This window comes from Nocardioides marmotae (assembly GCF_013177455.1).
Taxonomy (GTDB): Bacteria; Actinomycetota; Actinomycetes; order Propionibacteriales; family Nocardioidaceae; genus Nocardioides; species Nocardioides marmotae.
On sequence record NZ_CP053660.1, the window covers coordinates 2,281,896 to 2,296,699 of the forward strand.

Consider the following 14,804-nt stretch of genomic DNA (forward strand, 5'->3'; position numbering starts at 1 on the left):
GCGCTAGGTTGCGGACCATGCAGGTCGTGCCGCTGACGCCCGAGCAGGCGCTGGACATCTGCACGTGGCGGTACGACCCGCCCTACGACTGCTACGACATGACCGGTGCGGACCCCGACTGGTTGCTGCAGCCGGAGTCCGGCTTCCACGCGGTGACCGCCGAGGACCGGCTGGTCGGCTTCCGCTCCTTCGGAATCGACGGGCAGGTGCCGGGCTGGAGGTACGACGACCGGGCGCTCGACACCGGAGGCGGACTGCGGCCGCAGCTGGTCGGCCGGGGGCTCGGCCGGCAGGCCATCTCCGCCGGCCTGGCGTTCGGCCGGGAGACCTTCGCGCCCCCGGCGTTCCGCGTGACCGTGGCGACGTTCAACGTGCGTGCCCTGCGGGTCGTCCGGTCCCTGGGCTTCGAGCCGGTCGGCCGGTTCGACGCCACCCACGACGGACGCAGCTTCGAGGTGCTCGTGCGTCCGGAGGTCGGCCCGGACCGAGGCGCCTGAGCGGTCGAAAGCGCCGCGCCGGTCAGCGGCCGACGTCCTCCGGGAGCCGGCTCGCGAAGTAGCGCTCGAGCTCGGCGAGGGTCGCCGGGTCCAGCGCCTGCTCGGGGTCCGCGGCGATGTCGCGCTGGAGCCGTTCCCGGGCCGCGGCGTACAGCGGCGGGCTGAGCGCGGCAGGGAGGTTGGCGACGTACCAGCCGCGGAACGTGCGCGCGCCCCAGCGCTGCAGCGTCCGGGCGACCAGCCCGGGCCGGCCCCGCCGGACCCAGAAGCCGACCGCCTGGCCGAGCACGACGGCGAGCCCGAGCGCCAGCGCCATGACCGCGAGCGTGCCCACGATCTCGTCGCTCGCGAAGTTGTCGACCACGGCGAGCAGTCCGCCGTAGTAGACCGGGGTCAGCACCTCCACCTGGTCGACGTAGGGACCGATCCGCTCCGCCGTCGCGGCCAGGTCGGCGATCGAGCCCAGGTCGGGCTTGGCGCCCCACGCATCGCTGACGTGCCCCCACGCGTCGCGCGGGTTCCACGGGAGCGCGTCCCGCGCCTCGAGCACCGAGCTGTACGTCGTCTCGATGCCGCTCAGCGTCGCCGTGCTGCTCTCGATCGCCGCCTCGAGCTCCGCCTCGGGGGGCGTCTGCTCGTTGACGTAGTCGAGGGCGACCTGGATCTCCTGGCGGTGGTCCACGACGTACTCCGCGGCGCGGTAGCGCTCCATCAGGCTGGGCACCGCGGCGAGCGCGTCCTGCCCCTTGCCGCCCACCGTCTCGGCATCGCTGAGGGCGACCGCCAGGGCCGCGCCGGCGCCGTACGCCTTGATCCCGGCCTCGAGGAGCGAGCCCAGCAGGAGTCGGCCGGTCTCCAGCCGCCGCGACAGCGACGTGCGATCGGGGGCAGTTGCCACAGGGAGTCTCCCGGGAGGTTCGCGGCCGAGCCGCTGAGGTACGTCGACCTCCCCGTTGCCCCCTCGCGTGGATCTCAACGGGTCCGGGGACCCCCGCGACCTAGTGCAGGCCGGACCAGGCGGAGACGTCGAGCCCCCAGTCCTTCGCGAGCCGCTCGGCCTGCGGGCGGTACATCACCTGCAGCGACTCCTTCAGGCCCGGCGTCCAGTCCCACTCGGCCTGCGAGGAGGAGCCGGAGGCGCGCTCGACCTCCGCGAGCGGGACGGGGTCGACGCCGATCCGGCGCCACACCTCGTCGACCGCGGCCTGGGGGTCGCGGCGTACGACCTCATAGACCATGACGTGCATCCGGTCGCGGCCGACGGCGGCGGCCCAGGCGTCGAGCTGGTCGGCGTAGAAGCCGCTCCAGGTCTGGATGGTGATCGGGACCGGGTAGGGCCAGGACTTCCCGCGGGTGGCGGCGAGCCGCATCGCGGAGCGGAACCGCTCGACCGGGTCGCGCAGCAGCACCAGCACCGGCGCGTCGGGGACGAGCCGGGCGGCGGTCGCGGGAGCGGAGGCGTGGCGGAGGTACTGCGGGGTCCAGTCACCCCGGTGCACCCCGTCGGCGGGGAAGAGGTCGAGGTACTCGTGGGCCTCGACCCGCCCGTCGGCCACCTTGTGCAGGAGCTGCTGCTCCTTCTTGCCGTTGGTCCCGAGCCCCACCGCGGGGTGCTGGGTCAGCAGGTCGGTGAACCAGGTCGTGCCACTGCGCTGGGCGCCGATCCCCAACCATGCCGGTGCGCTCATGGGGAGCACCCTAACGAGCCGCCACCCCGCCCCACGCAAACCGGTCGCCCCGTTGTCGGTGCGCCCCACTAGGGTCACGCCATGAGCCAGCCGGGTCTCGATCCCACCTTCCTCGCCCTCCCCCACCGCCAGCTCGGCGACGTGGCGCTGAGCCGGGCGCGCGAGCTCGGCGCGAGCCACGCCGAGTTCCGCTTCGAGCGGGTGCGCTACCAGAACCTCGGCGTCCGCGACGGCGCCCTCCAGGGCGCCAGCGACGCCGAGGACCTCGGCTTCGCGGTCCGCGTCGTCCACCGCGGCGCGTGGGGCTTCGCCTCCGGCGTGGTGCTCACCCCCGCGGAGGCCGTCCGGGTCGCCGAGACCGCGATCCAGGTCGCGCAGGTCGCCGCCGCGATGACGCCGGTGCCGGTGGAGCTGGCGCCCGAGCCCGTGTACGACGACGTCACCTGGGTCTCCGCCTTCGAGATCGACCCCTTCTCCGTGCCCGTCGCGGAGAAGGCCGCCCTGCTCATCGACTGGACCCGCCGGCTGCGCGCCGGCGCGGCCGTCGACCACGCCAGCGCCCACCTCCAGCAGGTCGACGAGCACAAGTACTACGCCGACCTCGCCGGCACCCGCACCACCCAGCGCCGGGTCCGGCTCCAGCCCTCCTTCGAGGCGATGGGCGCCGGCGCGGACACCTTCGACTCGATGGCGAGCATCGCGCCGCCGGTCGGCCGCGGCTACGAGTACCTCGTCGGCGGCTCCGCCGGGCCGCTGTGGGACTGGGACGCCGAGCTCGCCGAGGTCCCCGAGCTGCTCGCCGAGAAGCTGAAGGCGCCCAGCGTCGAGGCCGGCACCTACGACCTGGTCATCCACCCCTCGAACCTCTGGCTGACCATCCACGAGTCGATCGGCCACGCCACCGAGCTCGACCGCGCGCTGGGCTACGAGGCCAACTACGCCGGCACCAGCTTCGCGACCTACGACCAGCTCGGCACCCTGCAGTACGGCAGCCCGGTCATGAACGTCACCGGCGACCGCACCGTCGAGCACGGCCTGGCGACCACCGGGTACGACGACGAGGGCGTCGCCACCCAGCGGTGGGACATCGTCCGCGACGGCGTGCTCGTCGGCTACCAGCTCGACCGGCCGATGGCCGCGATGAAGCCCGAGCTCGCCGGACCCGAGCACCCGCAGGGCCGCTCGAACGGCTGCGCGTACGCCGACTCCCCCGGCCACATCCCGATCCAGCGGATGGCCAACGTCTCTCTCCAGCCCGCCCCCGACGGGCCGAGCACCCAGGAGCTGATCAGCCGGGTCGAGCGCGGGCTCTACGTCGTGGGCGACAAGTCGTGGAGCATCGACATGCAGCGCTACAACTTCCAGTTCACCGGCCAGCGGTTCCACGCCATCCGCGACGGCGAGATCGTCGGCCAGGTGCGCGACGCGGCGTACCAGTCCACGACCACGGACTTCTGGGGCTCGATGGAGGCCGTCGGCGGCCCCGACACGTGGGTCCTCGGCGGGGCGTTCAACTGCGGCAAGGCCCAGCCCGGCCAGGTCGCGGCGGTCAGCCACGGCTGCCCGACCGCGCTCTTCCGCGACGTCCGGATCCTCAACACCACCGACGAGGCAGGCAACTGATGGCGACCACCACCCCGCAGGACCTGGTCGAGCACGCGCTCGCCGCGACCGGCGCCGACGAATGCCTGGTCATCGTCCGCGACCGCACCAGCGCCAACCTGCGCTGGGCCGGCAACACCCTGACCACCAACGGCGTCATGCACGGCCTCGACGTCACCGTCGTCTCCTTCGTCCGGCAGGCCGGCGGCACCAGCGCGGGCTCGGTCTCCGGCAGCGCGACCGACCCGGCGCAGATGAGCGCGCTCGTCGCCGCCGCCGACGCCGCCGCCCGGGCAGCCGAGCCCGCCGAGGACGCCGCTGAGCTCGTCCGCGACCGCACCTCGCCGGACTGGGCCGACGAGCCGGTCCGCACCGGCATCGGTGTCTACGACGCGTTCGCACCCGCGCTCGGCGAGGCGTTCGGCCGGGCCGGGGCGGCCGGCCGCGTGCTCTACGGCTTCGTCAACCACGAGCTGACCACCACCTACCTCGGTTCGACCACCGGCCTGCGGCTGCGCCACGTCCAGCCCACCGGCCACTACGGCTGCACCGGCAAGACCAGCGACCTGACCCAGAGCGCCTGGGTCGGCGGCGCGACCCGCGACTTCGCCGACGTCGACGCGCTCGCGATGGACGCCGAGCTCGAGCAGCGACTCGGCTGGGGCAAGCGCCGCGTGGACCTCCCCGCCGGCCGGTACGACACCGTCCTGCCGCCGAGCGCGGTGGCCGACCTGATGATCGACGCCTACTGGTACGCCGGCGCCCGGGTCGCCCACGAGGGCCAGTCGGTCTACAGCCGCCGGGGCGGCGGCACCCGCGTCGGCGAGCGGATCGCCCGCGAGGGGGTCCACCTGCTCTCCGACCCGGCCTACCCGGGCCTGGAGTGCTCGCCGTTCGTCGTCGCCTCCTCCTCGGGCAACGAGTCCTCGGTCTTCGACAACGGCCTGCCGCTCGGCCGCACCGACTGGGTCCGCGACGGCGAGCTGACCGCGCTGCTCCAGACGCGGCACTCCGCGGCGATGACCGCCCTGCCGGTGACGCCCGCGGTCGACAACCTGGTGCTCGACGTCGACGGCGGGGCCGGCAGCACGCAGGACCTGGTCGCGGGTGTGGAGCGCGGGCTGCTGCTGACCTGCCTGTGGTACATCCGCGAGGTCGACCCGCAGACGCTCCTGCTCACCGGCCTGACCCGCGACGGGGTCTACCTCGTCGAGGGCGGCGAGATCACCGGCGCGGTCAACAACTTCCGCTGGAACGAGAGCCCCGTCGACCTGCTGCGGCGCTTCACCCACGCGGGCGCGACCGTGCCGAGCTTCAGCCGCGAGTGGGGCGACGACTACTTCAGCCGCACCGCCACCCCGGCGCTGCGGGTGCCGGACTTCAACATGTCCAGCGTCTCCCAGGCCATGTGAGCCGCAGGCGAGCGGAACCGGTGCGCCGCCGCGGGCGTCGCACCGGCATGCGCTCCTCCCGCCTCGCCGTCGCGCTCCTGGCCGGCGGTGTCCTGCTCGCGGGCTGCACCGGCACGGGTGGCGGCGAGGGCGGCGGGGGCGAGGCGTCGTGCGCGGCCGTCCTGGAGATCGACGGACGGACCTACCTCGGCCACGGCGACCTGCGCCGCGAGCCGGCGGTCACCGGCCGCAACCTCGAGGCGCTCGTGCCCGGGTGCGACGACACCGGCGGGCAGGACGATCCGGAGCCGGCGCGGACGGCCCGGGCGCAGGAGCTCGCGGACGTGCCCGCCGCCGTCGCGGTGCTGCTCGACGGGAGCGTCTACGTGCGCGAGGGCGAGGATCTCCCGCCGGCCGCGCGCGCCTGGTTCGACTCGCCGACCTGCGAGCACGCGGGCGTGGTCGAGCTGACCGGCGCCTGGCTGGGGGTGACCGGCCCGCACGAGGCGCAGTTCGACGGCGACATCCGGCCGCCGTACCGGATCGAGGTCGCGGTCACCGCCGGCCAGGCGGCGTACCTCGGCACGACGCTGCGGCTCCAGGTCACCGCCGCGACCGACCCACTGCTCGGGCCCGACGACGTGCGCGAGACGTTGTGGACCGGTGGCGAGGTGAGCGCGCGGGTGCGCTGCGACGGGGACCGGTTCGTGGCGACGGCCGTGCGGTCAGCCGGGTAGCCGCACCTCGAGCAAGGCGTGCAGCCGTCCGAGCAGGAACGCCTCGCCGGTCGTGGTCGCGGCGTCCGCCAGTGCCCGGACCTCGCGCTGGGCGCGCGCCCGGATGCGGGCGTCGTGGAGCAGCCAGGCCAGGTCCTCGGCCCGGCGCCGGGTCCGTTTGGCCTCCTTGCCGACCGCCGCCCGCGCCAGCGTGGCGACGTCCGCGAGCCGCTCCAGGTGGGCGAGGAGCCGCTCGGGGTCGAGGGAGTCCTCGTCCTGGCGCGTCTGGGCCGTCGCCGTCCGCGCGGCCTTCGCGAACCGGCGCCGCAGCTGCTTCTTCGTCGGCGGCTCGGCCGAGGGCGGCTCGGCGACGAGCCGGTCGAGGGTGCGCAGCAGGGCCAGGTAGCGATCGTCGCGCAGCCGCTCGAGCGTCCGCGCCGCGTCCGCCTTCTCCTGCTGGCCCAGGCTCGTGCGCACCAGCCGCCGGACCGGGGCGACGCCCACGCGCTCCCCCTCGAGCGCGGCCAGGATGCGCTCGCGCGCCACCACCAGGTCCGCGGCCTCGCCGAGCGGCTCGGCCAGCCAGGCGAGCTCGGCGCGCACGGGGTCGGTCACCGCGCGGCCCCACTGCGGGCGCAGCACCCACAGCGCCGACCGGAGCCGGCGCACCACCGCCGCGAGCTCCTCGGCGGCGGGCTCACCGCGCCGCAGCCGGCTGTCGAGGATCTTGAGCTCGCCGACGTCGGCGCCGACGGCCCCCAGCACCGGCCCCTCGGCCGTCGGGAGCCGCGGGACCCGGTCGCCGAGCACGGCGACGATCTTGCGAGCCAGCGGGCGCACCGGGGCGCCGTGGTCGGCGAACAGCTCGTCGGCCGCGGCGAGCAGGCTCGGGTCGCCCTCGACGAGCTCCAGCTCCCACTCCCGCCAGGTCACCGGCGGACCGCCGGTCGGGGTGCCGGTCGGGGTGCCGGTGACCTCGTCGTCGGCCAGCTCGGCCAGCACCGCCCCGTCCTCGCCGAGCAGCTGCCGCACCGTCCGGCGGGTCGTGACGGTGGCGACGGGGGCGAGCGCCTCGCCGCGGGTCCAGGGCACGACCAGCTCGCGCAGCCGGGCCGGCACGGTCTCGCCGCGGCCGAGGCGGTGGTGCATCTCCTCGCGGCCGCCCGCCGCGGGCAGCTTGAGGTGCCAGCCCTCGTCGGGCCCACCGGTCCGCGCGCGCAGGGTGACCCCGGCAGCCGTCAGGTCCAGCCCGCTCGTGTCGTGGTACGTCGCGTGCAGCTCGTGCACCACCGGCTCGCTGACCCGCGCCACCCCCGGCAGCCCGCCCTCGCCGGCGAGCTCGGGCGGCTCGGCGTCCGCCGGCGGCGCGTAGGTGTGCTCGATCTCGAGGTGGGTGCGCGGCATGCGGGCCCGGTACCCACCGACCGGTCCCGGCCACTGGGCACCCCGGCCCGGCTGCGACGCAACCGCGCCGCGCGCCCCGGCGTACTCCTCCTGACAGACCGCAGCGACCCGCTGCACCTCACAGGAAGAAGCACCACCGATGCGCACTCCCCTCGTCCTCGCCGCCGCCACCGCCCTCGCCGGCCTCGGCCTCTCCCCCAGTACTGCCAACGCTGCCAACGCTGCCGCCGAGCCGACCGTCACCCACGAGCGCGGGGTGGTCGTCGAGTGCGGCGGCAGGTTCCGCGGCGACGACGTCTACGTGTCGGTCTACGAGAACAACACCTTCGCGAACGTCTTCCAGGTCGTTGTCGGCGACGAGGGTCTCGGCCGGTCGCGGGAGTCCGCGAACGGGTTCGTCTCCCGCGGCGAGGTGCGGGCCGGCCTGCGGCTCGACGACCGCCGGGTCCTCGTCGCCGGCACCGCGAAGCGGGTCGGGAAGCGGATCGCCGTCCACGAGGAGCACGACGACGCCGGCCAGCACATCGTCATCGACGGCTTCCACCGCGCGCTGCGCACCGACCTGGCGATGACCTGGAAGGGCCGCACGATCGGCCTCGACTGCGGCGAGGCGTTCTTCTACGACCTCGAGGTCACCACGACCGACACCACCGGCGACTGACCCGGGCACGCCCAGCGGCGTGGCTCAACGACCCGGATGTCCCCCAGGAGCGGGGGCGTCCGGGTCGTAGGGCGTCCGGGTCAGCACGAACGTCGCCACCTCCAGGTGGCTGATCGAGCCGTCGGCGCGGCGCACCACGTGCAGCTCCTCGCCGTGGTGGTAGCCGCCGGTGCCGACGATCCGCCCGTCGACCACCGCGAAGCGCCACTTCTCCGCCCCACCGGGGCCGGTCGCCACGACCTCGCCCCCGCCCGGCCCGCCGGTCAGGGCCAGCACGAGCGGGGTGTTGCCCCAGTGCCACGTGCCGAGCACGCCGTCGAGCGCGGCCGGCACCACGTCGGTCGGCCGCCACGGGCGCGGCAGCGCGGGCTCGCACGCCTCGAGCTCCTCCAGCAGCGCCCGGGCCAGGTCGGTCGGCGAGAAGCCGGTCGTCGCCGGCGCGAGCACCACTGCGGCGGTCCGACGTGGGCGGTCGGTGAAGCAGGCGGCCAGGAACCCCGGCATCGACCCGCCGTGGCCGACCAGCGTCCCCGAGCCGCCGCGCAGCAGCTGGAGGCCGAGACCCTGCGCCGCGGCGAGCGCGTCCCCGGCCGAGCCGGCCTGGGGCACCGCGGCGACCTCCAGCCAGGAGGCGTCGAGCACGCCCGGGTGCCCCTCGACCAGGAACGCCGCGTACGTCGCCAGGTCGGCGACGGTCGACCAGAGCTGGCCCGCGGGTGCCATCGCCCGGGTGTCGGTGGCCGGCTCGGGCACGAGCTCGCGGGTGTAGGGGTCGACGCTCCAGCCCTGGGCGGCCGGCCCCGTCGGGAGGTAGGAGGTGCGGGTCATGCCGAGCGGCGCCAGCACCCGCTCCGCGACGCAGTCGGCCCACGGCCGCCCGCGCAGGCGGGCGACGACCTCGCCGAGGAGGGCGTAGCCGAGGTTGGAGTAGTGGAAGCGACTGCCCGGCGAGGTCACCGCCGGCGCGGCCGCGTGTCGCGCCAGCAGCTCCTCGAACGAGACGCCCGCCGAGCGCTCCCACCACTCACCGGCCGGCTCCGCGGTGATCCCCGAGGCGTGGGCCAGCAGCTGGCGCGCCGACCGGTCGGCGTACGGCACCTCGCCGAGGACGGCGCGGATGGGCGCGTCGAGGTCGAGCCGGCCCTCGTCGGCGAGCTGGAGCACCAGCACCGCGGTCAGGGTCTTGGTGATCGACCCGATCCGGTGCTGGACGTCGGCCGGGTCGTGGCCGGGCACCGCCGGGGTGCCGTACGTGCCCGACCAGGCCAGCGCGCCGTCGCGCACCACCCCCGCCGTCACCGAGGGCAGCCGGCCCGCGGTCTGGACGCGGGCGAGGTGGCCCAGCAGGCGGTGGGCGGTGGTGTCGCCGACGGGGCTGCTCACTCCGCGAACGCCTCCAGCGGCGGGCAGGAGCACTGCAGGTTGCGGTCGCCGTAGGCCTGGTCGATGCGGGCGACCGGCGGCCAGTACTTGTCCGGGTCGACGCCGGTGGGGAAGACGCCCAGCTCGCGGGAGTAGGGCCGGTCCCACTCGCCGACGAGCGCGCGGGAGGTGTGCGGCGCGCCCCGCAGCGGGGACTCCGCCGGGCTCCACTCCCCCGCGGCCACGCGGTCGATCTCGCCCTTGATCGCGATCATCGCCTCGCAGAACCGGTCGATCTCGCCGAGGTCCTCGGACTCGGTCGGCTCGACCATCAGCGTGCCGGCCACCGGGAAGGACATGGTCGGGGCGTGGAACCCGTAGTCGACCAGCCGCTTGGCGACGTCGTCGACGCTGACGCCGGTCTCCTTGGTGATCCCGCGGACGTCGAGGATGCACTCGTGCGCGACCAGGTCGCCGTGCCCGCGGTAGAGCACCGGGAAGTGCTCCCCGAGCCGCGCGGCGACATAGTTGGCCGAGAGCACCGCGCTCGCGGTCGCCCGGGTCAGGCCCGCGCCGCCCATCATCCGCACGTAGGCCCACGAGATCGGCAGGATGCCGGCCGAGCCGTACGGCGCCGCGCTGATCGGGCCGATGCCCTCGCGCTTGGTGACGTCGGGGTGCATGCCGTGCGAGGGCAGGTACGGCGCCAGGTGCTCGCGCACCGCGACCGGCCCGACCCCGGGGCCACCGCCCCCGTGGGGGATGCAGAAGGTCTTGTGCAGGTTCAGGTGCGAGACGTCGCCGCCGAACTCGCCGGGCGTGGCGTGCCCGAGCAACGCGTTGAGGTTGGCCCCGTCGACGTAGACCTGGCCGCCGTGGGCGTGGACCACCTCGCACAGCTCGGTGATGGTGTCCTCGTAGGCGCCGTGGGTCGAGGGGTAGGTGACCATGATCGCGGCCAGGTCGTCGGCGTGCTTCTCGCACTGCGCGCGCAGGTCGGCCATGTCGACCCCGCCGTCCGCGGCTGCCTTGACCACCACGACCCGCATGCCGGCCATCACCGCGGAGGCGGCGTTGGTGCCGTGCGCGGAGGACGGGATGAGGCACACGTCGCGGCCGGTGTCGCCGTTCGCGCGGTGGTAGCCGCGGATCGCGAGCAGGCCGGCCAGCTCGCCCTGCGAGCCGGCGTTGGGCTGGATCGAGACGCGGTCGTAGCCGGTGACCTCGGCCAGCCAGCCCTCGAGCTGGTCGACGAGCAGGTGGTAGCCCGCGGCGTCCTCGGCCGGCGCGAACGGGTGCAGGTCGGCGAAGCCCGGCAGCGAGACCGGCTCCATCTCGGTGGTCGCGTTGAGCTTCATCGTGCACGAACCGAGCGGGATCATCCCGCGGTCGAGCGCGTAGTCGCGCGCCGAGAGCCGGCGCAGGTAGCGCAGCATCTGGGTCTCGCTGTGGTGGGTGGAGAAGACCTCGTGGGTGAGGTACGGCGTGGTGCGGCGCAGCGGCTCGGGCAGCGCGTCGGCCGTGGCGCGGTCGAGGGCCTCGAGGTCGGTGCCCTCGACGCCGAAGGACGCCAGCACCCGCTCGACCGTGGAGCGGGTCGTGCACTCCGAGGTGCTGATCCCGACGGTGTCGGCGTCGACCAGGCGCAGGTGGAGGCCGCGCTCGCGTGCGGCCGCGACGACCTCCGCGGCCCGGCCGGGCGCCGCGACGTGGATCGTGTCGAAGAACTGCCCGTGGCGCGGCTCGTGCCCGGCCGCACCCAGCGCGGCGGCCAGCACGGCGGCGTACCGGTGGGTGCGGGTGGCGATCGCGCGCAGCCCCTCGGGGCCGTGGTGCACGGCGTACATCGAGGCGACCACGGCGAGCAGCACCTGCGCGGTGCAGATGTTGGAGGTCGCCTTGTCGCGGCGGATGTGCTGCTCGCGGGTCTGCAGGGCCAGGCGGTACGCCGGCCGGCCCTCGGCGTCGACCGACACCCCGACCAGGCGGCCGGGCAGGTGCCGCTCCAGGCCGGAGGCGACCGCCATGTAGCCGGCGTGCGGGCCGCCGTAGAACAGCGGCACGCCGAAGCGCTGGGAGGAGCCGACCACGACGTCGGCGCCCATCGAGCCGGGCGACTCCAGCAGGGTCAGGGCGAGCAGGTCCGCGGCGACGACGGCGAGGCCGCCGCGCTCGTGGACGGCCTCGATGACCGGCCGCGGGTCGAGCACCCGGCCCGAGGCGCCGGGGTACTGCACCAGCACGCCCGAGGTCTCGCCCTCGGGCAGGCCGTCGGTCAGGTCGGCGACGACGACCTCGATGCCCATCGCCTCGGCACGGGTGCGGACGACCTCGATGGTCTGCGGCAGCGCGTCGGCGTCGACGACGAACGGGCCGGCGGCCTTCTTGTTCCCGCGCCGCACGAGCGTCATCGCCTCGGCGGCCGCGGTGCCCTCGTCGAGGAGCGAGGCGTTCGCGGTCGGCAGCCCGGTCAGGTCGCCGACGACGGTCTGGAAGTTGATCAGCGCCTCGAGCCGGCCCTGGGAGATCTCCGGCTGGTACGGCGTGTACGCGGTGTACCAGCTCGGGTCCTCCAGCACGTTGCGGCGGATCACCGGCGGGGTGATCGTCGCGGAGTAGCCGAGCCCGATCATCGCCTCGAGCGGGTTGTTCAGCGCTGCGATCGCGCGCAGCTCGCGGGCGGTGGCGTCCTCGGACTGCGCCGGCGGGAGGTCGAGCGCGGCGTCGGCGCGGATGCCGCCGGGCACGGCGGCCTCCATCAGCGCCTCGAGGGAGTCGAAGCCGAGCCGCTCGAGCATCGCGCTCTGGTCGGCGGGCCGGAGGCCGATGTGGCGGTCGACGAACGGCAGCGCCGCGTCGAGCTCGGCGAGGGTGGGGTGGTCTGACATGGCGGGCTCCTCGGACGCGGGGGTCTGGGTGCCTCCCCCTCTGTCACAGCCTCGTCGGTGCTCCAGAGTCGCCTGGTCCGCACGGTCCGGGCGCCTGAGAGGTTCCGGGGAGGAATTGCCCCTTCGGCGCTCCGCTGCCGGCCGGGTGCTGCGAGTCCTGCGGTCCTGCGGGTGGCCGGGCGGAGACTCTCCCGTGCGGGATTGTCAGCGTCGCCGAGGCTACCAGCCACCCGGGGCACCGGGGAACGACGACGGCCCGCCCCCTGCGCGGGTGGCGGGCCGGACGACGTACGACGTCGCGTCGGTGTGCTGTGGTGCTCGGGTCAGCCGATCTTGCGGGCGGCGCGGCGCGCGGCGAGCTCGTCGCTGGCGCTCGGGGCGGCCTGGTCGGCGGTGCGCTCGCTGGGCAGCTCGGCGAGGGTGCCCTCGATCTCGCGCCACACGCCGCCGATGGCGATGCCGAAGACACCCTGACCGCCCTGGAGCAGGTCGATGACCTCGTCGTTGCTGGTGCACTCATAGACCGAGGCGCCGTCGCTCATCAGCGTCACGCGGGTCAGGTCGTCGGTGCCGCGCTCGCGCAGGTGGTGGACCGCCGTACGGATCTGCTGCAGCGAGATGCCGGCGTCGAGGAGGCGCTTGATGACCTTGAGCAGCAGGATGTCGCGGAAGGAGTAGAGCCGCTGCGAACCCGAGCCGCTCGCGCCGCGCACGGTGGGCTCGACGAGCCCGGTGCGGGCCCAGTAGTCCAGCTGGCGGTAGGTGATCCCGGCGGCGTTGCACGCGGTCGGACCGCGGTAGCCGGTGTCACTGGGCAGGGGCGAGACATCGTCGGTGAAGAGGAGACCCTGCTCCTCGGCCACCTCGGCCGCGACTGCGGCCTCTGGGTGCTCGCCCTGCTGCTCCTGCTCGTTCACACGGTCCTCCGTGGGTCTACTCCGTTGCGCGTAACTACCCGGGGAAGGTGCCGTGGCGGCGGGAGCGCAACCACAACGGTGGAGTTACAACAGAGACAGTTCAAGGTAGGCCCCTCTGTCGAGGCCGTCAAAGATCATGGCGGCGTGTCGGCACCCTCAAGTTGCGGTTGAGGGTGAGACCTCTCACGGAGAGCCCAGGAGGATCAGCGGGACTCGAAGTCCTCCGGGGTCACCTGGTCGAGGAACTCGCGGAACTTCTCGACCTCGTCCTCCTGCTCGGCCGGCACCGCCAGCCCGGCCTCGTCGAGCACCTCCTCGGCGCAGACGATCCGCGTGCCGGTGCGCAGGGCCAGCGCGATCGAGTCCGAGGGGCGGGCGCTGACCTCCGCGCCGGAGTCGAAGACCAGGGTCGCGAAGAACACGCCGTCCTGGACGTCGGTGATCCGTACCTCGGTGAGCTCGTTGCCGGTTGCCTCCAGCACGTCCTTCATCAGGTCGTGCGTCAGCGGTCGCGGCGGCACCACGCCCTGCTGCGCGAACGCGATCGCGGTCGCCTCGACCGCGCCGATCCAGATCGGGAGGTACCGCTCCCCCGTCACCTCGCGCAACAGCACGATCGGCTGGTTCGACGGCATCTCCACACGGACACCCATGACATCGACTTCGCGCACGCGTTCAGCCTACTCCCGCCCCGGAACCCCCCTCCCCCCGCCGAGGTGGCACCCCTGCACGGTCGAGGTGGCACTCGTGCACGGTCGAGGTGGCACCCCTGCACGGTCGAGGTGGCACCCCTGCACGGTCGAGGTGGCACCGGTGCACGAGTTCCCCTGCAGCACTGCCACTTCGGCACTGCAGGACTGCCACCTCGGCACTGCAGGACTCCCACGTCGGCGCTGCAGGACTCCCACGTCGCGGGGGTCAGGAGGAGCGGAGGCCGGCCTTGACGAGGGTGGCGTGGAGCCGCACGGAGAGGGCGGCGATCTCGGAGACGGCTTCCTCGGCGCGGGCCCGGGCGGCGGCGTCGCGGCCGCGCTTGTGGGGGGCGACGACCTGCTCGACGAGGCCGACCTCGCGGTCCGCGGCGGTCTTGAAGGCGCGCAGGTGGCGCGGCTCGAAGCCGAAGTCGGCCAGCTCGCGGGCGGTCTGGGCGATGACCAGCGCGTCGGTGTCGTAGTGGCCGGTGCCGGGCTTGGCGCTGATCAGGCCGTACTGCTCGAGCTGCTCGAGGAGGTCCTCGGAGATCTCGGCGACCTTGACCAGCTCGCGACGCGAGAGCCGCATGCCGTCGTGGCGGCGGAACGACTCGGGACTGGGCAGGCCGTCGGCGGAGAGGGCGACCTTCGGCACGGTCGGCACCACCGGCTCGATCGCCGGGGGCTCCAGGCCGCGGTCGATCGCGTCGAGGTGCTCGCCGATCACCTTCAGCGGCAGGTAGTGGTCGCGCTGCATGCGCAGCACGTAGCGCAGCCGGTCGACGTCGTCGGCCGAGAACTTCCGGTAGCCCGCCGGCGTCCGCTCGGGCTTGATCAGCCCCTTGTCCTCGAGGAAGCGGATCTTGGGGATGGTGATCCCCGGGAAGTCCGGCCGGAGGTGGTCGAGGACCTCTCCGATGTTCATCCGCGCGCGCGGCGCACTTGCCTGGCCGGTGCCGGCCGAGCCGATCGAGCTCATCTGCGGA

General features: G+C 74.3%; 13 protein-coding genes and 1 riboswitch. Of the genes, 5 read left to right on the plus strand and 8 right to left on the minus strand.

The features are described 5' to 3' along the window. The first annotated feature begins 17 nt into the window (after positions 1-17). A complete protein-coding gene (locus HPC71_RS11060; RefSeq protein ID WP_154614249.1) occupies positions 18-497 on the plus strand; it encodes a GNAT family N-acetyltransferase in 480 nt (159 codons plus the stop codon). Between the two features lie 22 nt (positions 498-519). Here the strand turns inward: HPC71_RS11060 and HPC71_RS11065 are convergent, their stop codons facing one another. Together HPC71_RS11065 and HPC71_RS11070 are read right to left on the minus strand one after the other, a co-directional pair. Further along, positions 520-1,395, minus strand: coding sequence for a hypothetical protein (locus tag HPC71_RS11065; protein WP_154614248.1), 876 nt, complete (start codon positions 1,393-1,395; stop codon positions 520-522). Between the two features lie 100 nt (positions 1,396-1,495). Next, positions 1,496-2,185, minus strand: a complete 690-nt coding sequence (locus HPC71_RS11070) for a sulfotransferase family protein (RefSeq protein ID WP_154614247.1) — start codon at positions 2,183-2,185, stop codon at positions 1,496-1,498. Between the two features lie 81 nt (positions 2,186-2,266). On the opposite strand from HPC71_RS11070, the gene HPC71_RS11075 reads away from it, so the two are divergent. Genes HPC71_RS11075 through HPC71_RS11085 form a run of 3 tightly spaced genes read left to right on the plus strand, consistent with a single transcriptional unit; the run spans position 2,267 to position 5,915 of the window. Further along, entirely contained in the window at positions 2,267-3,808 is a 1,542-nt protein-coding gene (locus tag HPC71_RS11075) for a TldD/PmbA family protein (RefSeq protein WP_154614246.1), read from the plus strand. After that, the gene (locus tag HPC71_RS11080) at positions 3,808-5,199 is read left to right on the plus strand and encodes a metallopeptidase TldD-related protein (protein WP_154614245.1); all 1,392 of its coding nucleotides are present in this window, start codon (positions 3,808-3,810) and stop codon (positions 5,197-5,199) included. Before HPC71_RS11075 ends, HPC71_RS11080 begins: the two co-directional genes overlap by 1 nt. 47 nt (positions 5,200-5,246) lie before the next feature. Continuing rightward, positions 5,247-5,915, plus strand: coding sequence for a DUF6281 family protein (locus tag HPC71_RS11085; RefSeq protein ID WP_154614244.1), 669 nt, complete (start codon positions 5,247-5,249; stop codon positions 5,913-5,915). On the opposite strand, the gene HPC71_RS11090 is transcribed toward HPC71_RS11085, so the two are convergent. Next, the gene (locus tag HPC71_RS11090; RefSeq protein ID WP_154614243.1) at positions 5,904-7,298 is read right to left on the minus strand and encodes a CYTH and CHAD domain-containing protein; all 1,395 of its coding nucleotides are present in this window, start codon (positions 7,296-7,298) and stop codon (positions 5,904-5,906) included. The two genes, HPC71_RS11085 and HPC71_RS11090, sit on opposite strands and share 12 nt — an antisense overlap. A gap of 139 nt (positions 7,299-7,437) precedes the next feature. Between HPC71_RS11090 and HPC71_RS11095 the strand changes: the two genes are divergently transcribed. Then, on the plus strand, positions 7,438-7,959 hold the full coding sequence (locus HPC71_RS11095; RefSeq protein WP_154614242.1) for a hypothetical protein: 522 nt from the start codon (positions 7,438-7,440) through the stop codon (positions 7,957-7,959). Between the two features lie 24 nt (positions 7,960-7,983). On the opposite strand, the gene HPC71_RS11100 is transcribed toward HPC71_RS11095, so the two are convergent. The 5 genes from HPC71_RS11100 to ftsR all read right to left on the minus strand — a co-directional run bounded on the left by HPC71_RS11100 (position 7,984) and on the right by ftsR (position 14,797). Further along, positions 7,984-9,342, minus strand: a complete 1,359-nt coding sequence (locus HPC71_RS11100; RefSeq protein WP_171896693.1) for a serine hydrolase domain-containing protein — start codon at positions 9,340-9,342, stop codon at positions 7,984-7,986. Then, entirely contained in the window at positions 9,339-12,209 is a 2,871-nt protein-coding gene (gcvP, locus tag HPC71_RS11105; protein ID WP_154614241.1) for an aminomethyl-transferring glycine dehydrogenase, read from the minus strand. The genes HPC71_RS11100 and gcvP overlap by 4 nt, the downstream gene beginning before the upstream one ends. Positions 12,210-12,281: 72 nt before the next feature. After that, positions 12,282-12,413, minus strand: a riboswitch (glycine riboswitch). Positions 12,414-12,532: 119 nt separating this feature from the next. Then, complete coding sequence (locus tag HPC71_RS11110; protein WP_171896694.1) at positions 12,533-13,126, minus strand: MerR family transcriptional regulator; 594 nt, start codon at positions 13,124-13,126, stop codon at positions 12,533-12,535. Between the two features lie 203 nt (positions 13,127-13,329). Further along, positions 13,330-13,797 (minus strand): bifunctional nuclease family protein, encoded by a 468-nt coding sequence (locus HPC71_RS11115; protein ID WP_171896695.1) that lies wholly within the window; start codon positions 13,795-13,797, stop codon positions 13,330-13,332. Between the two features lie 247 nt (positions 13,798-14,044). Then, positions 14,045-14,797, minus strand: coding sequence for a transcriptional regulator FtsR (ftsR, locus tag HPC71_RS11120; RefSeq protein ID WP_171896696.1), 753 nt, complete (start codon positions 14,795-14,797; stop codon positions 14,045-14,047). Positions 14,798-14,804: the final 7 nt, after the last annotated feature.